Annotated in this window: 17 protein-coding genes and 1 pseudogene; 11 read left to right on the forward strand and 7 right to left on the reverse strand. The window is 35.4% G+C overall.

The window, feature by feature from the left end:
• Positions 1-191: 191 nt before the first annotated feature.
• The 4 genes from AC0VYT_RS03960 to groL all read left to right on the forward strand — a co-directional run bounded on the left by AC0VYT_RS03960 (position 192) and on the right by groL (position 4,052).
• The gene (locus tag AC0VYT_RS03960) at positions 192-1,130 is read left to right on the forward strand and encodes a diacylglycerol/lipid kinase family protein (protein ID WP_005015668.1); all 939 of its coding nucleotides are present in this window, start codon (positions 192-194) and stop codon (positions 1,128-1,130) included.
• Positions 1,111-1,884 carry a metallophosphoesterase family protein gene (locus tag AC0VYT_RS03965; RefSeq protein ID WP_005015666.1) on the forward strand — a complete coding sequence of 258 codons (774 nt, stop codon included), beginning with the start codon at positions 1,111-1,113 and terminating at the stop codon, positions 1,882-1,884. Before AC0VYT_RS03960 ends, AC0VYT_RS03965 begins: the two co-directional genes overlap by 20 nt.
• A gap of 184 nt (positions 1,885-2,068) precedes the next feature.
• A complete protein-coding gene (locus AC0VYT_RS03970) occupies positions 2,069-2,359 on the forward strand; it encodes a co-chaperone GroES (RefSeq protein ID WP_005015665.1) in 291 nt (96 codons plus the stop codon).
• A 58-nt stretch (positions 2,360-2,417) separates the two neighbouring features.
• Positions 2,418-4,052, forward strand: a complete 1,635-nt coding sequence (gene groL, locus AC0VYT_RS03975) for a chaperonin GroEL (RefSeq protein ID WP_005015664.1) — start codon at positions 2,418-2,420, stop codon at positions 4,050-4,052.
• A 126-nt stretch (positions 4,053-4,178) separates the two neighbouring features.
• On the opposite strand, the gene AC0VYT_RS03980 is transcribed toward groL, so the two are convergent.
• A complete protein-coding gene (locus AC0VYT_RS03980) occupies positions 4,179-4,391 on the reverse strand; it encodes a hypothetical protein (RefSeq protein WP_005015663.1) in 213 nt (70 codons plus the stop codon).
• A gap of 472 nt (positions 4,392-4,863) precedes the next feature.
• Between AC0VYT_RS03980 and AC0VYT_RS03985 the strand changes: the two genes are divergently transcribed.
• Both AC0VYT_RS03985 and AC0VYT_RS03990 read left to right on the forward strand, forming a co-directional pair.
• Positions 4,864-6,303: a phospholipase D-like domain-containing protein gene (locus AC0VYT_RS03985; protein ID WP_005015662.1), complete on the forward strand. Its 1,440-nt coding sequence runs from the start codon at positions 4,864-4,866 to the stop codon at positions 6,301-6,303.
• Positions 6,296-7,804 carry a hypothetical protein gene (locus tag AC0VYT_RS03990; protein WP_005015661.1) on the forward strand — a complete coding sequence of 503 codons (1,509 nt, stop codon included), beginning with the start codon at positions 6,296-6,298 and terminating at the stop codon, positions 7,802-7,804. The genes AC0VYT_RS03985 and AC0VYT_RS03990 overlap by 8 nt, the downstream gene beginning before the upstream one ends.
• Before the next feature lie 248 nt (positions 7,805-8,052).
• On the opposite strand, the gene AC0VYT_RS03995 is transcribed toward AC0VYT_RS03990, so the two are convergent.
• Positions 8,053-8,652, reverse strand: a complete 600-nt coding sequence (locus AC0VYT_RS03995) for a hypothetical protein (protein WP_005015655.1) — start codon at positions 8,650-8,652, stop codon at positions 8,053-8,055.
• Between the two features lie 141 nt (positions 8,653-8,793).
• On the opposite strand from AC0VYT_RS03995, the gene AC0VYT_RS04000 reads away from it, so the two are divergent.
• The 4 genes from AC0VYT_RS04000 (at position 8,794) to AC0VYT_RS04015 (ending at position 14,009) form a co-directional block, all read left to right on the forward strand.
• Positions 8,794-9,132 carry a helix-turn-helix domain-containing protein gene (locus AC0VYT_RS04000; protein WP_005015645.1) on the forward strand — a complete coding sequence of 113 codons (339 nt, stop codon included), beginning with the start codon at positions 8,794-8,796 and terminating at the stop codon, positions 9,130-9,132.
• Between the two features lie 321 nt (positions 9,133-9,453).
• Positions 9,454-10,626: a hypothetical protein gene (locus tag AC0VYT_RS04005; protein WP_005015643.1), complete on the forward strand. Its 1,173-nt coding sequence runs from the start codon at positions 9,454-9,456 to the stop codon at positions 10,624-10,626.
• A gap of 331 nt (positions 10,627-10,957) precedes the next feature.
• Positions 10,958-11,473, forward strand: coding sequence for a plasmid mobilization relaxosome protein MobC (gene mobC / locus AC0VYT_RS04010; protein ID WP_005015641.1), 516 nt, complete (start codon positions 10,958-10,960; stop codon positions 11,471-11,473).
• Complete coding sequence (locus AC0VYT_RS04015; RefSeq protein ID WP_005015639.1) at positions 11,457-14,009, forward strand: hypothetical protein; 2,553 nt, start codon at positions 11,457-11,459, stop codon at positions 14,007-14,009. The genes mobC and AC0VYT_RS04015 overlap by 17 nt, the downstream gene beginning before the upstream one ends.
• Before the next feature lie 232 nt (positions 14,010-14,241).
• On the opposite strand, the pseudogene AC0VYT_RS04020 reads toward AC0VYT_RS04015, so the two are convergent.
• The 3 genes and pseudogenes from AC0VYT_RS04020 to AC0VYT_RS04030 form a co-directional block, all read right to left on the reverse strand.
• A pseudogene (locus tag AC0VYT_RS04020) lies at positions 14,242-14,985 on the reverse strand (ATP-binding protein).
• Between the two features lie 9 nt (positions 14,986-14,994).
• Positions 14,995-15,513: a DUF1376 domain-containing protein gene (locus tag AC0VYT_RS04025; RefSeq protein ID WP_005015635.1), complete on the reverse strand. Its 519-nt coding sequence runs from the start codon at positions 15,511-15,513 to the stop codon at positions 14,995-14,997.
• Positions 15,514-15,562: 49 nt separating this feature from the next.
• Positions 15,563-15,832, reverse strand: coding sequence for a hypothetical protein (locus AC0VYT_RS04030; RefSeq protein WP_005015632.1), 270 nt, complete (start codon positions 15,830-15,832; stop codon positions 15,563-15,565).
• A 341-nt stretch (positions 15,833-16,173) separates the two neighbouring features.
• On the opposite strand from AC0VYT_RS04030, the gene AC0VYT_RS04035 reads away from it, so the two are divergent.
• Complete coding sequence (locus AC0VYT_RS04035) at positions 16,174-16,383, forward strand: helix-turn-helix domain-containing protein (RefSeq protein WP_005015630.1); 210 nt, start codon at positions 16,174-16,176, stop codon at positions 16,381-16,383.
• Positions 16,384-16,531: 148 nt separating this feature from the next.
• Here the strand turns inward: AC0VYT_RS04035 and AC0VYT_RS04040 are convergent, their stop codons facing one another.
• Positions 16,532-18,883, reverse strand: coding sequence for a hypothetical protein (locus tag AC0VYT_RS04040; RefSeq protein WP_005015627.1), 2,352 nt, complete (start codon positions 18,881-18,883; stop codon positions 16,532-16,534).
• 290 nt (positions 18,884-19,173) lie between these two features.
• Positions 19,174-20,457 (reverse strand): esterase/lipase family protein, encoded by a 1,284-nt coding sequence (locus AC0VYT_RS04045; RefSeq protein WP_005404289.1) that lies wholly within the window; start codon positions 20,455-20,457, stop codon positions 19,174-19,176.
• Between the last annotated feature and the right edge of the window lie 20 nt (positions 20,458-20,477).

Here is a 20,477-nt window from a genome sequence, read left to right on the forward strand (position 1 = left end):
AATTATTTTTAATAAAAATATATGGTATTTTTTTAAAAAATTTTATTAAAAATAAAATGATTACGTTAAAAAAAATTGAATTTACTATTATTGGTAAAATAAATCATACTCATTTAAATTTTACATAATGCCTATTTTAATTGTCTATTAATTGGACGAAATTAGAGCAACTACTTTAATTTTTATTGTTTATGAATGAGCAATTGCGCCCTTTAACCATTATTTATAACAGAAATTCTGGTTTTCATGCAGCCCGTCGCGATGAGCTTTATGAAGAAATATTAACTCAACTCAGTACACATGGCTTCGAAATTCAGGTCTTGGAATTACATTCAAACTCAGATTTTGACCGGCTGATGCAGGATGTACTGGATCGTCATTTAAATGGGCCAGATGTAGGGGTTGTGGTCGCAGCTGGGGGGGATGGTACTCTAAATGCAGTAGGGGCAAAGTTATTGCATACTGACATACCGCTAGGCTTATTACCTTTAGGGACATTTAATTATGTCGCGCGGGCCCTGAATATTCCTTTAGATTTGCTTGAAGCTACAAAGGTAATTATTTCTGGTCGGCCTCAGGCGATTCATGTGGCAAAACTTAATAATCAGATTTATTTGAACAATGCAAGTCTAGGATTATATCCACTCTTTATTAAGCGAAGGGAGGCATATAACCAGCGGTTTGGCCGCTTTACATTTAATGCATATGCTTCAGCTCTGGATGTTATGATTCGAGATCGCAAAGCTTTAAAACTGACTTTAGAAGTGGATGGTAAAAGATATCCCTTAAATACGCCGCTGGTCTTTTTTGGTAATAATCAACTTCAGCTACAGGAAATGCGTCTGCGTGTTGCTAACTGTGCGGCAGCTGGCCGGGTTGCCGGTGTGGCTGTAGCAAATACTGATAAAAGAACTTTGTTTAAACTGCTATTTCAACTGATACAAGGCAAGCTTGAACAGGCTTCACAGGTCTATAGCTTCTGCGCAGATCAGGTTCAGGTACATGCAGCTAAAAAAAATATTAAAGTGGCGATTGATGGAGAAATTGTCGAGTTGCAGACACCTTTAAAAATTACAGTTGAAAAAAATGCGCTTAACATAATGGTGCCCTATGCTGCTCCATCTCTCTGATCTGCATTTTGGTACCGAGCGGCCAGAATGTATAAAGGCCTTACGAGTATTCTGTAAAGAGCAACAACCTGAAGCTCTCGTGGTAAGTGGGGACCTGACTCAACGTGCCCGGTTTACGCAGTTTTATTATTGTAAGCAGTTTTTAGAGAGTCTCCAGATTCCTTATCTGGTTGTACCTGGCAATCATGATATACCACTTTATCATTTGTGGAATCGTGTCTTTAGCCCGTTTACCTGTTACCAGTATTTTTTCGGTAATTTGGAAAATGTACTAGAAACCGAACACTTTTATGTTATTGGAATCAATAGTGTAAGACGGCGTTATCATACACGTGGTCATGTCTCACTAGAGCAAATTCATGAAACCCGTGAGAAACTAGAACAGGCCCCCTTACATAAACTTAAAATTATTACGTCACATCAGCCGTTTTATACTGAACCTGACGACCCCCATGGTTTAAAAGACTGTCCGGTACTCGGCCGTATGGCTCTAGAGGTTTGGGGACAATATAAATTGTTTGGTATTTTACATGGCCATTTACATAAAACCGCGATCTATGATCTGACCCGACTGTATAATTTAAAAGTTGATCATCCTATTTATAATATTCATGCCGGTACTGCGACTTCCTGGCGCTTGCACAAGAACCTGCCGAACAGTTTTAACACTGTTTCAATATCTGGTGAAATTCTGCAATACTGGTTTAATGAAGAGAGTCAATCATTTGTTTTACGGACAGATGTGATTAAATAATTACCCAAGATCTGTCGAGCGGTTAAAAAAAATACAAAAATACAAATTTTTTTTATTTTCCCCCTTGAAGCGTTTTTTTCTATCCCCACAAAAGTGTCATCAAAACACTTTAGGTTATTACTTAGACTTATAAATAAAGTAATAACTGATTACTTAAAAAAGACTTAGTCTGATGGAGTTAATTATGAGCAATATTCGTCCATTACATGACCGTGTAGTAGTTCGTCGTGTAGAAGAAGAAACAAAAACTGCTGGTGGTATTTTATTGCCAGGTTCTGCGGCAGAAAAACCTTCTCAAGGTGAAATCATTGCAGTGGGTAATGGTCAAATTACTGATAATGGTGTACGTGCACTTGACGTAAAAGTTGGCGACAAGGTTCTGTTTGGAACTTATGCCGGTACAACTGTAAAAGTAAATGGGGAAGAGCTTCTTATTATGAAAGAGTCTGACATCCTTGCGGTGTTAGAAGGCTAATTTACGTTTAACTCATTTGTGATCAGATCAAGTATTTCTTAAAAAATTGGAGTTAAAAATGTCAGCTAAAGACGTAAAATTCGGTGATTCAGCCCGTACAAAAATGATTGCTGGTGTAAACACTCTGGCAGATGCTGTTAAAGTAACTTTAGGTCCTAAAGGCCGTAATGTAGTGATTGACCGTTCTTTTGGTGCACCGCATATTACTAAAGACGGTGTAACCGTTGCTAAAGAAATTTCTCTAAAAGATAAATTCGAAAATATGGGCGCACAGCTCGTACGTGAAGTATCTTCAAAAACCAATGATATCGCGGGTGACGGTACAACAACCGCAACTGTACTTGCGCAAGCAATACTGAATGAAGGCATTAAATCAGTAACTGCGGGTATGAACCCAATGGACCTGAAACGTGGTATTGATCTTGCAGTGAAGACTGTAGTTGAAAATATCCGCGCTACAGCGAAGCCAGCAGATGATTTTAAAGCTATTGAACAAGTGGGTTCAATTTCAGCAAACTCTGATGAGACTGTAGGTAAGCTGATTGCTCAGGCAATGGAAAAAGTCGGTAAAGAAGGCGTAATTACCGTTGAAGAAGGTTCAGGCTTTGAAGACTCACTTGATGTTGTAGAGGGTATGCAGTTTGACCGCGGTTATATCTCTCCATATTTTGCAAACAAGCAAGATACTCTGACGGCTGAGCTGGAAAATCCGTTCATTCTTCTGGTTGACAAAAAAATCAGTAATATCCGTGAACTGATTACTGTACTTGAAGCTGTTGCAAAAACAGGTAAGCCGTTACTGATCATTGCAGAAGACGTAGAAGGCGAAGCGCTGGCAACTCTGGTCGTAAATAACATGCGCGGTATTATCAAAGTGTGTGCAGTGAAAGCTCCTGGCTTTGGCGACCGCCGTAAAGCCATGCTGCAAGATATTGCTATCCTGACTGGTGCAACCGTAATTTCTGAAGAAGTGGGTATGTCTCTTGAGCAGGCTAACCTTGAAGATCTGGGTACTGCACATAAAGTTACTGTATCTAAAGAAAATACAGTGATTGTTGATGGTGCAGGTAATGCTGATGCAATTGCTGAGCGTGTACAGCAAATCCGTGCACAGATCGAAGAATCTACATCTGAATACGATAAAGAAAAACTTCAGGAACGCGTTGCTAAGTTAGCTGGTGGTGTAGCAGTGATCAAAATTGGTGCTGCAACTGAAGTTGAAATGAAAGAGAAAAAAGACCGTGTAGATGATGCATTGCATGCAACGCGTGCTGCGGTTGAAGAAGGTGTAGTTGCTGGTGGTGGCGTAGCGCTGGTTCGTGCTGCAAAAGCACTTGATGGCCTAACTGGTAACAATGATGACCAGAATGTAGGTATCAATATTCTGCGCCGTGCTATTGAAGCACCACTTCGTCAAATTGTTTCTAATGCAGGTGATGAGCCTTCAGTAGTAATCAATGCAGTGAAGAGCGGCGAAGGTAACTATGGTTATAACGCAGCTTCAGGTGAATATGGCGACATGCTGGAGATGGGTATTCTTGACCCTGCAAAAGTAACGCGTTCTGCGCTTGAACATGCTGCTTCTGTTGCTGGCCTGATGCTGACCACTGAATGCATGATTACTGATATTCCAGAAGACAAACCAGCTGTGCCAGATATGGGCGGTATGGGTGGCATGGGCGGCATGATGTAATCTGCCTATGCTGTGATTAATGCTTTGTAATTTATATATTTATTCATAAAATTTTTATAAGTTACTCACAGTGTTACTCACAAAATAATTTGTTGTAAAAAAAGGTCGCTATTTTAGCGACCTTTTTCAAATGGGCTCAAGATAAGTTTCTGAGCTTGTGATGCAAGCAAGTACATAACTATTCAGCCAAAAATTTTTACGACCATCCTTGATCGGTGACTGTATACGTCCATCTTTGATACGTTGATAGAGCTCTTTTTCACTGATATTCATGCGTAGTGCAAATTCAGCGGTAGAAACCCGTCGTTCAGTATTGGTGAGGTCTATTGTAAATCCCATACCATTCCCCTGAATTAATGACTAATAACAGAAAACAAATGATGTTTGAGAGATAGATTAAAGTAATCTATTAAAAATATTGCTAAATCAAGCATTTCAATTCCTATATGCTAGTGTTTAAAGTTTTTAATGCACATCATTTCTTTATGAATTCATCATATGAAATATGTCATTTAGATAAACATATCAGGATTAAATTTTGAAAAATGGTATTTATGCAAAACTTCAAAAAAATGGTTTATCTAAAAACTTGACTGAAATTTTAAAATGTTTGTAGTGATTGGTAATTTAGTTATTTAAGTAAATCCTCCAAGAAGTTGACTTGTAAGATCTATGAAGTTGATTGAAATGAAGAATAGAGGTTAATTTCTGGCGAAGAAAGGTAACTTTTTATGTTTAATAAAAAAATAGGTAGTCTATTCAAAATTATAAATTAAAATGCAATTAAGTCTACTGTGATGAAGCTTAAGTTTTGAAAGTAAAAGCATATTTTGAAAATATACATAATATTATTCTTACCTATCTACGTGCTGCTGAAAAAGAAATAAAAGTTGCTGTTGCTTGGTTTACAGATCCAGAATTATTTAATGAATTATGTAAGAAAGCACAACAGGGTGTAAATATAAAGGTAATACTTATAAAGGATCAGATAAATTGTGGGCAAGGTAAGCTCAACTTTTTTAGATTGAAAAATTATGGTTGTCAGGTTGAATTTTTAGACGTTGAAAAGTTCAATAAGATGCATCACAAATTTTGTGTGATTGATGAAAGTGTTGTGATCACTGGCTCTTATAATTGGACGAATCAAGCACGAAAAAATAATGAAAACATTACTGTAATTGAGGGAAATATTCAGATTTGTCAGGATTATCTAGATATTTTTTCAAAATTAATAAATCCATCTTCAAACCACATAGCAAATAACGTATCACCAAATGCAGTTAAAACTAGGTTAGAAATTATAAAGAATAGTATTTTACTTAATGAAATTGAGAGTGTTGCAGCACAGATAGTAAAGTTAAAGCCAGTGCAAGCCATATACTCTCTAGATAATATTATAGATTGCTTAGATCATCATGAGTACAAAAAAGCAGTGGAGGAAATAACCCTCTATCTTAAAAACTTCACCGCATTAACTGTCAGTGAAGATAATGAAATTCATGAATTAAAATTCGAATTGAAAATTCTCGAACTCCGACTCGAATCAATCACGAACGAACAGGCTGATATTGAGCGTGATTTAGTCCTATTCAATCGTAGACAGCATGAAATTCTAGGATTTGTCACAAAACAAATTCTTCAGGCCAAGGCTGAATATTTCAAATACATTTCTGATTGTGCCGAGAAAAACAATGATGAATCGGCTCGTTCAAAAAAAGATGAAGCCGATGAAGCGGAACAGGACTTTAATGACTATTCTCATGAGTATGAGGAACTAAGCCAAACAAGAGTTGATAAATTGGATGAAGTATCAGAAAAAGAGCTGAAAAGCATGTTTAGGAGAGCATGTAATCTCTGTCACCCAGATAAAGTTCCAGAGCATCAAAAAGCAGAAGCTAGTGAAATCTTTATAAAACTTAAAGAAGCTTATGATAGTAATAATGTAGAAGAAGTCGAAATTATTTATTCCAACTTGCAAAAAGGTCAATTTAAGCATACCAAAGCCAGTATCTTGAAAGAGAGTGAGCTATTGCGTACAGCTATAATGGAAATAAAGCATAAAATTAAAACTAATCTAAATATTCTTAATAATTTAAAACGAGATAGTGTTGTGATTGCTATGCAGAAAATTGGCAATCATGAGGATAAGTGGATAGAGTTTTTTGAAAGAAAACAAGCTAGCCTTGAAGCAGAATTATTAAATTGGCTTTGCGCTTTAGATAATTTAAAAAAGGGGAGTCATTATGAATAATGAATTAATTCTGAGTGCTTTCAATCAAGTTCAGTTCGGCAAAATACACAGGCAAGCATCTTTGGCTTTAGATCTCATTGAAGAAGACGATGCCACTAGATTTGCAAATATACTTAGAGGATTAGACAGCCAAATTGTCTTCGACTATTTTTCTAATAATAGTCAGGTCGATTGGACTATAGATTTAATTGAACGATATAAAGATCAATGGAATTGGTCTTATCTTAATTATAGTCGTGCTATACCATGGACAATTGAACTAATTGAGAAATATAAGACCAAGTTATATACAAGAGAAATATCATCTAATGAATCACTTCCATGGTCAGTAGACTTTATTGAAAAATATAAAGATAAATTTCATTGGGAGAGTCTTTCTTCTAATAATGCATTACCGTGGTCGATAGATTTTCTTGAGAAGTATGCAGATAAATGGGATTGGTTTAATTTATCAACGAATAAATCATTGCCATGGTCCGTTGAACTCATAGAAAAGTTTATTAATAGGTGGGATTGGGGGTGTCTTTCATTAAGTGAAACATTACCGTGGTCGAAAAAATTAATTGAAAAGTTTATCAATAATTGGGATTGGGAAGCCCTTTCACAAAATGAAGATTTGCCATGGTCTATTGAGTTACTTGAAAGCTGTTTAGATAATTGGGATTGGTATCATATTTCTTGGTGTTCATCACTTCCATGGTCTATTGAATTTATTGAGCTATATATAGAAAAGTGGGATTGGGAGTGCCTTACACAAAACGAAAATTTGCCATGGTCAATCGAACTTATTGAAAAGTACGCTGATAAATGGAATTGGAAATATCTTACCCAAAATGGTTCATTGCCTTGGTCCATTGAACTTATTGAAATGTACGCCGATAGATGGGATTGGGCGCATATTTCAGAAATGACTAATCTACCGTGGTCAATGGAGTTTATTGATAAATACTTAAATAATTGGGATTGGCTTAAGCTCACACAAAACCTATCGGTAATTTGGTCAGCAGAGTGGCTTGAGAAATACCAAGACCATTTGGATTGGAGATTAATTTCATTTAATCAAGATCTGGTTTGGTCGATTGAATTGATTGAAAAATTTAAAGATAGATGGAATTACAATGCACTTTCTCGCAACAAGTCTTTACCGTGGTTATTAGAATTAATCGAAATTTACAAGGATAGACTTGAATGGGGAGAGTGGACTACAAGTCGTGAGTGTCCTTTCCCGCATTTTACGGGGGGGCTTACGGGTAATACGTCTTTGCCGTGGTCTAATGAGTTTATTCAGAGATATGAAGATAAGTGGTGTTGGAGAGAGCTTTCAAAAAACGAATCATTACCGTGGTCTATTGAACTAATTGAAAAGTTCATAGACAGATGGGACTGGAAAAATCTTACTTACAACGAATCATTACCATGGTCTATTGAGTTAATACAGAAATTTCAAGACCATTTGTTTTGGGGGGGGGGAGACATTCATGAATGGAAGTTGTATTTATAGGTACTACGATGGGCTTTCTGAAAATAAGTCGATACCATGGTCTATTGATTTAATAGAAACATTCAAACACAAATGGGACTGGAAGCATTTTTTAAAAAATGATTCTGAAGTTACATTTCCAGTTCTGAAGAAAGAAATTCTTTGTAGTGTTTTGGATCACCATAAGCGAATGATTCAACTTGATAATAGTCTGGGTAACGGCTGAATTTTGTGGAGGGGAATACTCCCCTCCAAATAAAAAATCAAGTTCACTGTCCTATAATTGTTGGAAACAGCTCTTTAGCAATCGTCTCAAGTAGTAGGCAGTATATTTTACTGGTCGTATTTGGAGCCTCAACCATACGTTGATAATAAAGTGTGATTGAATAATTGAAATTAGGACACTCTGGAGAATATAGTGCGAGAGATTGTGTGCTTTCGCTCTTTTTTACAGTGTGATTTACCAATCTACTCACAACTGAACTATTACGTTGACCGATATATAAGATTTTTTGGCAATCCTTACCATGTTTGTTGAAATTAGAGATTTTTTTACCAGATTTGAATTCCGACCATGTAGATTCATTAATGGTGCTTTCATCTTCAAGAATGAAAAAATAAACGCCAATAAGTGACTTCTTGGTGATTGTTCCCTCTATTTGTAGATTCAATTTCTCTTTTGGATATGAATCTAGTTCTTCAATGAATTTATTTTTTGAACGAGAATGAACTTTGGAAAATATGACTTTGCTAAATCCAAGTAATTCAGCTTTTTCCTCAAAATGTTTCATGCGAGCTTGGAAGTCTCGCCCCAGGACAGAGCTAACATCAAGTAGGTAATCTATGTCTTTGGAATTGTATTCCGGCATAAGGATAGTACATTGGTATTAGAGTAGAATGGTAATTCTCTCATAAATAACTGAAGTAAAAAGTAGAGTTGGGGATTGAGTCCCTTAAATTGAACTTTAATTGGTATTTCAGCGATCTAAGTACCATATAGGTGACTTTACATGACACGGCATAATTCTAAGACAGCGCATGCTCTTGCTATTGAGTTAGGGCAAAGGTTACAAAGAGCTAGACTCAACTTAAATCTGACACAACTGGAGGTAGCTCAACACACAAGAGTTTCTAGAAAAGTTGTGATGAATGCAGAAGCGGGACAGGTCACATTAGAAAACTTGATCGCGATTTTGATGACATTAGACCTAGTTGATCATTTAGATTTATTTTTACCAGAACAGCTAATTTCACCAATTCAGCTATGGAAATTACGAGGCAAGATTCGACAAAGAGCAAGTCGTAAAACTGATCAAAATCTACCAACAGATGATGACTTGGGTTGGTGAATAGCTGTGGGAGTTAGGGTAAATGATTTGATAAATAAAATTTTTCAATTTTTTATATTTCAAAAAAAATCTATTTTGATTTATATGATTGTAATTTTCAAAAAAAATGTTAAATTAAAACAAGGTCGCCTACCGTACTTACGCATGAGTAGAAAAGGGATTGAGTTTTATAGGTTTAATTTTACAAACCACATTTATATTTTAATTTTCTTAAGCATCAACTCGTTTGGTTCTTAGCATTTAAACATGCGTTGCTATAAGTCATATGACACCAAGAAATTCTTTGAATAAAAGAATTTAGAGTTGGCTGTAGAGAAAATTATGTCTATTCAAGATTTCGCATTTAAATTATCAAAAAAAATTCAGGAACAGCATTCTGTAAAGATTAGTCGTTCGCATATTTACGAATTAATCGCTTTAGATCAAGGCTATAAAACGTACAATGCATTTGTAAGTCAAAATTTAATCATCCAAGTCCAATATGATGATTCTGAAGAATATTATCAGAATGAGCTCATCAACGCATTAAGCTTAGAAATATTTAAAAACCCACCTGAATCAGACTATTCGAATTACGATGAAGATGATCTGCATTGGGATGACTATGAGGGTCGTCACTTGCTAGATCAAATCAAAAACCTTATCACTCGTTTGCAAAGTTTATCGAAATTAGATATTCCAGAAGAGATTCACTTTTCGATTGCTAAAACTGTCTATCAGGAGCTTTTATATCTAAATATAGAAGTTATAAATTTTAGAGTGATGCGAGAAAGTTTAAGTCATGTTTGCTTTGATGATGGATTACTAAATACATTTGAACTTGGGTATGAGTCTGACTATGGGTATTTTGAAGATGAGGAATTTGAGTTCAATACAATAGGAGAGCATTTTGAGGCTATATTGTCTTATGCAAAAGATCGTAAGAATCTAGATGCTTATGCGTTAGTTGCTGGATATTATCGTTACCTAGCTAATCAAATTGCGCCTTATGGTCGAAGTGGTTCTAATTTCGGTAGTCGTTGGGATAATGACAAACAAAAATATATAAAATCCAAGGAAACCACAAAGAATGAAGAAAAATATGATGAATATATAAAGCAAGCAGAATTATACGAATCGTATATCAAAAATTGTCCATTGAGTCTTGCGGAAATAAATTTTGATGCAGATGAGGATGAGGTCTATCAGCAGATGTTGTATTTATGCAATCAAGGTGACACTGAGGCAATTGAGTACTTCCTTTACCAAAGACTATTTAAGAATACTGGTGAAGCATGGTTATATATTTATCTAGCTCAGTTATTTGATGTAGATTTCACGCAAGATGATTACAGAGCTATAAATGCTTATACAGGTGAAGAATACGATGACTATGGACCCATGGATATTGTAGGTCGTGAAGCAATTCAACATGCTATTGATTTACCTGATTTATCAGAAGCTCAAGATGAGTTAGCAAGAAAAATTGCAAATGAACTATTTGAGAAAATTTAATTTTTAAACAGGCTTCATAGTTAATAAAAATCCCATTTTTTAAATGGGATTTTTTTAATTGGATTGCCGCTTTTTAATCAGTCTATAAAAAATAGCGAAAAAATTCCAAAACATCACCAAAACGGATCCGTAATTTTGTTCTTTGCTAATGTCATAAAAATCCGTGATGGGAATAAGCAAGCCTACCTGTATATACAAAATTCTTCGAATTTTGACATACAGGGCTTGTTAGGAGGGAAACCCTCCTAAGACCTCCCAGCCCATCACTGATGGGCAAGTCAACTTCGTTGACTTAAAAGCAAAAAGCAAAGAACGGTTAGCGTGATTGTATATGAGAAGTAAAACCAAAATTTTTAGACTTACTCCATTGCAGCTAGAGCAGTTGGAGCTGCACATTGAAAAAGAACGTACTAACTTTACTGACTTTATTCATTCTTTGATTCAACGTGAAGTGATGCATGATGCTGTTACAGTTCGAGGGATGATTGAAGAGGAGAAGGAGCCGAGACTCAAAATTAAAACCGAAGTTGAAATCGTTAAACTTTATCAAATCACTGATCCTGATTTGTTACTGGCCTTATCTAAAATTGGGAATAACCTGAATCAAATAGCCCGTGCTTTAAACATCATCAAAAATGCGGATCCAAGAGATCAGCGTAAGCTTGATATTTTTCATGTGTTATTGGTCTTAAAAGGTATTCAAAATGAGTTAGAACAAATATTTCCTACTTTACCAAAAATCAGTAGGCAACGTCCGAATAGGCTTCGCAAGCAACTCGAAAATCTAAACGTTGATCAGACACAACCTTCTATCGTGTTAGCGGAGAAGGATGAAAGTGCATATTAAATTTTTAGAGCATGGCAAAGGGTCAGCTGCACATGCTTCCGCATACCTTTTAGAGCGACTTGATCATCGTGGAAATGTTCGTGCAGGTGTTCAGGTTTTACTGGGCGATGCCACCACATTCAATGCTATTTGTCATGCGAGTCCACACCTATGGAAATATACGAGTGGAGTCATCGCTTGGTCCAAAGATGATGATCCGACTGATGCTCAGATTATGGAAGTTTTAACGGACTTTGAGGAGCATTCATTTGCAGGATTGGAACAATCACAGTATCACCTATTTGCTGTGTTACACACAGATGATGATGGCTCAAAGCACATTCATGTTTTAGCACCACGGCTCGACATTCAAAGCGGGAAATCACTCAATATTGCTCCCCCTGGGCATGAAAAACACTTTGATGCATTAAGAGATTACTTCAATACAAAATATCAGTGGTCACGGCCAGATGATTTGCTTTTGATGCAGACCACACAGGAGCCAAATCATGTGGCCAAAATCAATGCACAAGCTGAAAAACTCTACGCAAGGGAAGACTTTATTGCACTTATAAAAAAACAGTTTTGCAAGACGATTGATAATCACGTCAAAACGCTGTTAAAGACACAAACAATTCAAAACAGAGCGGATATTGTCAAATGTATATCGCAACTCAAAGCTGTTAAGTCCGTTGACCAAAGCAAAGAGTATTTAGCAGTTGAACTTATCAACGGAAAAACACACAGACTCAGAGGTGATTTTTATCATGAACAATTCGAAATTGGACTTTATTCAGAGCGTCTCCGAGCAGCAGCAGAAAGCCGAAAAGCTCCAAATGAGCTTGCAGCAGCTCTCTCAGACGCTGATCAATTTCGAGAAACTTATAGAGCAAAGCGAGCAGCCTATAATCGAAAGCACTACGCTTTTGCACAGCGTACAGGGGACGACAATAGCATTGGAAATGCATCTCAACTCATTTTTGAAAGAGATAGGGAATCTATCACCCCAAGCCATACAAACACTGACAGAGGACTACACAGCACAAATCAATCAACTCCAGTCTCAACTTGCCAATATAGATATTGCGGAAGTTTCAAAAGTGAAATCGAGCATAGATTCATTTTCAATATCAATTCAAGAATTACAGACCAAAATAAACACCCAATTGCAGAAGATCTCAATAGACCAACCCAGCTTACAAAAGAGTATTCAAGTCCAGATACAGCAAGCGATCGCCAACCAAAGCAAGCCGATAGAGAGCAGTATAGCGATGTTGATTACGGAAAAACTGGATACGCAAAAAGCGACATACATGTTGGGTGGGGGGATCTTGATTGGACTGCTGAGTCTTTTAATCGCTTTATTTACGGCTTATCAAACAGGTACAAACGTCAATACCATCAAAGCACAACAACAGGTGATTCAACAGAATTCAGAATCAATCACCGCCCAAATCGAGTATTTGAAGAGATTACAAAGGTAAGTCATGCAGACCGAAATAGATCAATATTTGATAGAACAAACAAACTTATTGCAACAACAAAACAGCTTGTTAGCAGAACAAAACGAAGCCTTGAGCAAACAGGTCAGTTCATTAAAAAGCATTTTGATCAGCTACAACGAAGTAGAGCAGAGTTTAAACAACAAAATCAAAATATTGAACGTAGAGAAAGAAGCTCAACGCGCTTTGATTTCAGCAATGAAAGCAGAACTTTCAAATCTAGAACAGGGCGAATTTTCGGAGCAATTACAGCGAGAATTTCAAGAAAACTTGAATATCCAATTGCACAGGCAATTAACGATAGTATTAAGTCAGCTGAATTTGAAAAACACTGTCAGAGACTTAGTGCAGAGCGAATTGAGCCCTTTTCAACAGGTCATCAGCAAACAACAGATAGATTTGGAGAAAGCACTCTCGGAAATATTGCAATTTCAGCCACCAAACGACTTTTACGAAGACTTAGAGATGCAAAGCAAGCAGATCAATATGCTTGGGAAAACTGTAGAACGCTTGATGGCCTTAATCAAAAACTTGAGCAATTAGAACCTATCGTTGCTGAAATTCGAGGCAAGCCAAAGCCAGCAACAGATTGGCAGCTAAGATTTGATGGATACTATCCTGGTTATATTAGAGCTTATCAAGAGCTATCAGCACAGCAACAACAGGCTTATGAGGATAAAAAAGCGTTGTGGCTAATTGAGATCACGGAGCAAAAAACCGAAAAACTCCTAGCATACATGACGGAAGCCAGAAGACATATCAACAGTCATGACTATGAAAGAATCGCAGAAATCATCAAAAATGATGAAAGGATGCTGAACTACTTAAAATGTGATTCAATCCTCTCCCATAAAAATAATCATCTTGAAGGTCAAAGAGTTTCATATCTCTCGTGCCTCAAAAACTTCGGCGAAATCAAAGAGCGAATTAAAACCTTCACATTTACTATCTATCAAAGTTCTAATGAAGCTCAATTGAAGATCACAGATATTCAACCTCAACCTGAATTAAAAACTAAACAGGAAAATGATTCGAATGCCGATTTTGATTTTTAGGAAAACCTAGCAGTGAAGCAAGCTACTTTTAGCGCATACCATTATGCGGTTGTCGATGTAGGCAATAATCGTTACATCATTAGTTTAATTCTTTAAGAAAATGGTTTGATATCAGCTGATCCTAAACAGTAACGTAAACAACCGATCTCTAAATCGAATAACCCACTCAAGTTTTGAAATGTAAAACTTTAGACCATTATTAAAAAGCCTTGGCAGTACCAAGGCTTTTTTGCTACTTTATTCTGTAGTCAGACCAATAACAAGGCACTGTGATTAATTGATTTTCATGTAATCTTGACCAAAGCCTCATACCTAAATCAGTCTCAAGCGCATCAAGGATAAAATTAGAAATAATCACGGTTGGCTTCATCATGTCATAGCGTTTGTATAGCACTTTATGGATAAGCTCTAAACGAGCTGAATGACGATCATTTAGCCCATATTCATCTAAGACCAGTAAATCAAAATCAGCAAAAAATTGAATCCATTGTTCTTCAGATTGGTCTTCAATGCTCTATGAATTCATAATGGTTTTTGCTATCTGAGCACTCGTTATATAACGAGATGACATTTTGGTTTTACAGATAACATTGCGAATGATCGCTGATCCTAGGTGAGTTTTTCCAGTACCTGGTGTGCCATAAAGGATAAGATTGGATTTCGATCCGTTTAATAATTGCTGTGTGAAATTCTGACAGCATTCGACAACTTGCTGCTGTTCAGTAGTACTAGCACTATAATTAGAAAAGCCACATTCCAAATAGCGTTGATTTAACCCTGAGCTATGAATACGGTGTTGTAACAGCTTTTGCTGTAACTCTTCCTGGTGTTGTTTATTCGTTTGTTCAAGATTTTCTTTCGCACAGACTTTGCATAACTGATGGTTACCAACTTTTATTAATGGGTAACCATGTTTTGAGCACAGGGTAGTTAAAACTTCATTAGGAGTTTTTAATAGATCAATAGCTATATTCATTATCTACTCCTAGATCCATTTTTGATTTATTGGTTTCGCTTCATTTTTATCATCCTGTCTTTGAGGTGAAGATGAAGATGAAGATGAAGATGAAGATGAAGATGAAGATGAAGGGCATTCTTCAAGTAATGCTTGTGCATTGCTAGAGCATTGCGAATTTGATGCATTAGCATTACTTGTGCTTTTATTCCAGCGAGCTTCTGCTGCGACTTTGCCACGTTCAGATTTCATTTTTTGATTCTGAATAGCCTGTTCTTTTAAAGCGGTGAAATAATGAGATTGAATGAAACCATTCGCTTCTTCAAAAAGATTCAGAGTTTTTAAAGTAGACATCAAACTTTTGGTTTTAGGACTTGTTAGTTTGGTCACACTCATCAAAATGTGAGTTTCGTTTGGTATAGGACCATTTTTCCAAAAGTCCATCATAAGAAAAAGGGTAGCACCAACTTGCTCACTCGAGAGGCGAGTAAATTTCGCTTGAAGATCACCAATGTACAACGGCATCCAGATTGTTGCGTCAGTATTCATTTTGAACCTATTAAAGGCAGGGGCATTGCAATCATGACCCTGCATAGAATTAAGAAAATAGTTTTAGAAAACGTGTACGAGCTGTTTGGATGAGATCTTCTAAGTCGTATATGGTGAAGTCATGAGTTATAGGATAGCTTTCACATAAACGGTCAGCCCACAAACGAAGTGCCTGATGATCATTGAAGCAGCTGTTTACTTTAAGTTTGGGAGCGAGTTGATCTAAACGAGGGATTTCAAACTCATGAATGATATGATTTGCCATCGCATCGGCAGCTTTACAAACAACGACACCATCGAATATTGATTTATCCAACATATTGAATCTCCTGACAGCCAAAATTAGGTAGTACAAGGAAATAGGGATGTTGTTTATGCGTTATTTTCTTTATCATTAGTAAATACCTCATGATTTACGTCTTGGTGGTATCTCAGGCTTGTTTGCACGACTTATGTTTCACTTTGGCGAGAGAGGTATAAGTTGTTTGGACAGGCCTGAATTTTTTGTTCTTCGTAAAATGTATGGGGAATTATCTGCAGCTATGGCATAATTAACCTCATAAAAAGTACTAGGAAAGTAGGAAAATTTATTCCTTAGACGTAAATTATCATATTTTTACGGCATTTCAAGTATTTTTTACTATTTAACTAGGAAAAAATATGATTAAGTCAAACTTGGCTGTATTATTAGCTGAAAGAAAGATGCGCGTTGCAGATTTGGTAAAAGAGACTGGAATCAATAAAAGTACGCTCTATAAGCTGTATAATGATGAGTCTGTACGCATTGATTTTGAGACGATTGACAAGATTTGTTTGGCTTTAAATATAGAAGTTGGGGATTTATTGGTTTATAAAGATGACAATAAGTAATCAATAAAATTAAACTAATATTAAATTTTTTATTTTAATTAGTTCTTGTTAAATACTTTACGTAATAAAGAGGTAAGGAATAAATTATGGATATAATATTTTGAAAACATAATTTATTCCTTTTAATCTTTAATTAGTTATTTGAGATCTAGTCAAATCCTCTTAACATTTTTTCTTCAGCCTCTCTCTTAGTTTCATAATTAATCTTGTTATTAATATAATCTATAAATTTCTTTGACCATTTTTTAACCCTTAGATTTTCGTGGTCAATTAAAGGTTCTATCAATTTTTTATCTTCTTGTAAGTAAGGAATAAGGGAACCCATCCAAGACCTGCTCGAAAAGTTTGCTGCAACTGTACTGTTAAAAGATTCATTATCACCATATTCAGATATTAATCTTAGGAGTAATGGATTAAAAAATTTATTTTCTCCATCTGAAATAAACATACTTATTGCTTTAGTTGTAATTATCAGTGCAGTTTCATCTTTACACCACTCCATAACACTATCAGCATCTAATAAATCAAAAATGCTTTTATCACGCTTATGGTAAGACTTTCCACTTCCTAGTAAATCTAATAATCTATATGATTTTTTATAATTTCCATCTAAAAACTTGGATGAAATATTCAGCCATAGGTATTCTCCATGAAGCTCAAACGCTTTAAAGAATGCTTCACCAATATAGTCCCACAAATCATTATAATTGATGTCGTAATTACCTACTTGATCAATTAAATGTAGGCATAGTTTTAAAGCAAATTCTTTGTGTTCAGTTGCTAATAGTTTTTCTACAGAATTTAACCAATGATGACTATCGAATTGATATAATTTATCACTTTCTTTAAACGATACATTAAGAACTAAGATAGTTAAAGTTTGATTAATTAATTTTAAATCAAGGTCTTTTCGTCCAAACATGTACATACTCAAATTATCTAATGCAACCCAAACTGCGGTAGCATCAACTTTTCTTAGAGATAAACAAAAGTCGGTAATTTCTTTTTCAGTAAGGTGTCTAGTTACACTTCCATAATTGAGTATCGATGCAGCGCTACTTGATAGACTACCTGTTTTAATTAATTCAAGAAAAATATCTAAATGATGTGCGTTGAATTCACCTGTTCGTACTGCGTCTGGATAGTATTGAATTAAAGCTTTATCTGAAGAAATCAGCTCAATTATTTCCTTCCATTTGTTGATATCATTATTATTAATACCGCATAAAAAACCTGCAAAGAATTGTATGTTGTTTGGCGTATCATTTCGTAAAAAGTTTACAAGTTTGTCCAAAATTACATTTATGGCGTCATTATCCAATTGCATGGCTAGATGTTTACCAAAGATCCAGCTTTGTTTATGTTCCGGAAAGGTTAACAACATCTCAAGATGAGGGATTAAATCGTTATAAGTCTCTTTAATAGATTCCGCTAAAGCTTTAGCATCCTCAGCTGCAACATCAATATAATGACCATCTTTATCTTTAACATATTCTCTAGAAGGGTTGAGAATAATTAATTTCAATTTTTCTTCAAGGTTATTATCATCTGGTGACAATAGTTGTTCCCAAGACTTTAAAAGCTCAATTTGTTCAGTTTCCAAACTTTTAGTATCAAATTGAAAAGCATGAGTAATTGCTTGAGAGGCTGAAGGCCAATATTTCCCTGAAAGTCTAATTACTTCCTTGAATACGGAATCTAATTGTTGTTGAATAGGGTACTTTATTAATCCTCTGAGTTCATGCCCAAATACATTCTTAACTTGCTCAGTTATCTTGTCATGCTTAATAAGATCAATTAATGTATTCAGATGATGTTGCCAATAAGCATATATTTCTGTGTATGTTTTCGGTTGCCATTCTATCAGTTCTGGCTTAGTACCTTGATGTTCAGCTCCGACTATTCTAGTGCCTCCTTGGGAGCTAATAGCTGATTTGACAGCTTGTAGGATGACAAAGTGCGATTTTTCAGTATTAATTTCCATAGCTTTATCTAGTAAAGCTAATCTTTTTTCAAAGCTTGCCTCAGTACCACACAAGTTTGTTCTAAATAATTGTGCGAATTGTCCTGTAGCATTATTACCATAACTTTCGTTTTCAAATTGAGCAAACTTAAATAAACACCATGCAGCTTTATCGAAGCAAGAATCATGAAATACCAACATTTCTAATGACCAGATAAAGTTACGTCTAACATCTCCACAGATAGATAATATATCAGTATCATTTAAACTATTAATAATGCGATATATAAGTTGAGTTGTAACGACAGGGTTCACTTCAACTAGTGCGCGGAACAGTCTTGAACCCGCTTTAGTAAGCAACAGTTCCGCTTGGCCGAAAGGGCGATGAGATTCACAAAAGTTTTCAATAAACTCGTTAACATTCTTTGATGAATCTAAATATTTAATTTGCTTACAAAAGCTTTCTAACAATGATGCGGGTAGTTCACTTACTAAAGCTGCTTGGCTATCGAATAAACTATTATTCCACCATTGCATAGCTAAATTAAGAGCGAGTGGTTTTGGAACTATTCGAGCAAAGTTGCTAGTGCAGTTAATTAATTCTTTTTGACTAAAAATAGTGATGGTTCTGTCAAAACACTTTTGATCTGTTTGAGCTATTCGATTAATGAAATCTGCATCAATATTAGAAGCTTGACCACTGTCTTTTTGAAATTTGAAATAATCAAATAGCGAAAAAACAATTAAGAGTTCTTTAGACTCATGGGTAAGAGTACCATCGCCATTAATTAATTTTTCAACTAGCTCGGGCTCAGTGAAGTGTGTTGTTAAAGCCCCATTTTTTGTAATTCATGTGTAGCCATTTGTGCTAATAATGGAAATCCTTCAATAAATACCTCTAACTGTTTTCTTAAAGGTGGATCCAATTGAGGTAAACGTTCATGAATGATTTCATCAATTTTTTCGGATGCTAACTTTTCTAATTTAATCGGAATGCTATTTTTAAGATGTATTGGCTCATCATGATAAAAATAAGTTGTTATTAGCTTAAGATTAGAGTGATTAATTTCAATTGCATTCACTGCATAATTGTGTAATTCAACCTTACAGTTATCAATAATAATGTATCCTGTTATCCCACTCTCAGAGAGTCTTGATATCTCACTTTGTATGGTCGATCTGAGATCTGCACCATTAATAACTAAAAACTCTTTATCATCAATTTTTTTATTATTTTTATATTCTAGGATTAATCTAGATTTACCTAAACCAGACAGACCAGTTATCCTTATATAAGGTGTTTGAGACTCAAGAGCATTAGTTAAAGCCTCAAATGCTGATTGTCGAGCATTATCAGTTTTGTAAGGTAGTTCGTGTTTGCGTTCGTCGTATTTAAGCCATTGATCTATGGGTTTACCAATTTGCGAATTAAATTTTCCTAATGAAGGCTTTGATTTTATAAATTTTTTTAAATGAATAACTACGCTATCCATTTCTGTTTTAGGTTTGACAATTGAAGAATGATTTACATTATTTATAGTTTCAATCTGATGATGTCTGAAGATGCTTTTAGAGCTCATGGCTGAAACTATAGTTTCGTCAGCATCAATAATACTTAAGATGTTTAAATATTGATCGATACTTTTATCCACCCATTGATCGTTAATATCATCTAGGTCGCTAGCATTACTGACTAGTGATTTTAAATGTCTATTTCTCCAACTAATGTATTTGCCAATGTTAGCCAAGCCTGACCCTTCATGTGGTACATCGAAAAAACATACTTTGCTAATATTATGTTTTGTACCTTTAGCATTCAGCTTTAATAACATTTTTTTAATAACTATGCCGCCCATGCTATGACCGACTAAGATTATGTCATCATTTTCTATATCACAATGAGCTTTGATATCGCTTAGTACGCCATTTGCGATACTAGAAATTGACGGAGCTGACTTAAAGAATAGCCAAGCGAGATGAGGGGAGGTATATCCAAATTCCTTCACTTCATATTCAATGGATTGGTCCTCATCCAAAAACTTAGGAAAATTACCCCATGTAGTACCGACCTGTCCTGTTAAACCATGAACAAACATTATATATTTATTCATTAATCCATCTTTTGGTTAAA

This window comes from Acinetobacter sp. QJM3NY_42, assembly GCF_056173745.1.

Excerpts from the sequence above, each read along its gene's own strand:
- AC0VYT_RS03960 (WP_005015668.1), top strand. The coding sequence starts at position 192 with ATGAATGAGCAATTGCGCCCTTTAACCATTATTTATAACAGAAATTCT.
- AC0VYT_RS03965 (WP_005015666.1), top strand. The coding sequence starts at position 1,111 with ATGCTGCTCCATCTCTCTGATCTGCATTTTGGTACCGAGCGGCCAGAA.
- AC0VYT_RS03970 (WP_005015665.1), top strand. The coding sequence starts at position 2,069 with ATGAGCAATATTCGTCCATTACATGACCGTGTAGTAGTTCGTCGTGTA.
- groL (WP_005015664.1), top strand. The coding sequence starts at position 2,418 with ATGTCAGCTAAAGACGTAAAATTCGGTGATTCAGCCCGTACAAAAATG.
- AC0VYT_RS03980 (WP_005015663.1), bottom strand. The coding sequence starts at position 4,391 with ATGGGATTTACAATAGACCTCACCAATACTGAACGACGGGTTTCTACC.
- AC0VYT_RS03990 (WP_005015661.1), top strand. The coding sequence starts at position 6,296 with ATGAATAATGAATTAATTCTGAGTGCTTTCAATCAAGTTCAGTTCGGC.
- AC0VYT_RS03995 (WP_005015655.1), bottom strand. The coding sequence starts at position 8,652 with ATGCCGGAATACAATTCCAAAGACATAGATTACCTACTTGATGTTAGC.
- AC0VYT_RS04000 (WP_005015645.1), top strand. The coding sequence starts at position 8,794 with ATGACACGGCATAATTCTAAGACAGCGCATGCTCTTGCTATTGAGTTA.
- AC0VYT_RS04005 (WP_005015643.1), top strand. The coding sequence starts at position 9,454 with ATGTCTATTCAAGATTTCGCATTTAAATTATCAAAAAAAATTCAGGAA.
- mobC (WP_005015641.1), top strand. The coding sequence starts at position 10,958 with ATGAGAAGTAAAACCAAAATTTTTAGACTTACTCCATTGCAGCTAGAG.
- AC0VYT_RS04015 (WP_005015639.1), top strand. The coding sequence starts at position 11,457 with ATGAAAGTGCATATTAAATTTTTAGAGCATGGCAAAGGGTCAGCTGCA.
- AC0VYT_RS04025 (WP_005015635.1), bottom strand. The coding sequence starts at position 15,513 with ATGAATACTGACGCAACAATCTGGATGCCGTTGTACATTGGTGATCTT.
- AC0VYT_RS04030 (WP_005015632.1), bottom strand. The coding sequence starts at position 15,832 with ATGTTGGATAAATCAATATTCGATGGTGTCGTTGTTTGTAAAGCTGCC.
- AC0VYT_RS04035 (WP_005015630.1), top strand. The coding sequence starts at position 16,174 with ATGATTAAGTCAAACTTGGCTGTATTATTAGCTGAAAGAAAGATGCGC.
- AC0VYT_RS04040 (WP_005015627.1), bottom strand. The coding sequence starts at position 18,883 with ATGCAATGGTGGAATAATAGTTTATTCGATAGCCAAGCAGCTTTAGTA.
- AC0VYT_RS04045 (WP_005404289.1), bottom strand. The coding sequence starts at position 20,457 with ATGAATAAATATATAATGTTTGTTCATGGTTTAACAGGACAGGTCGGT.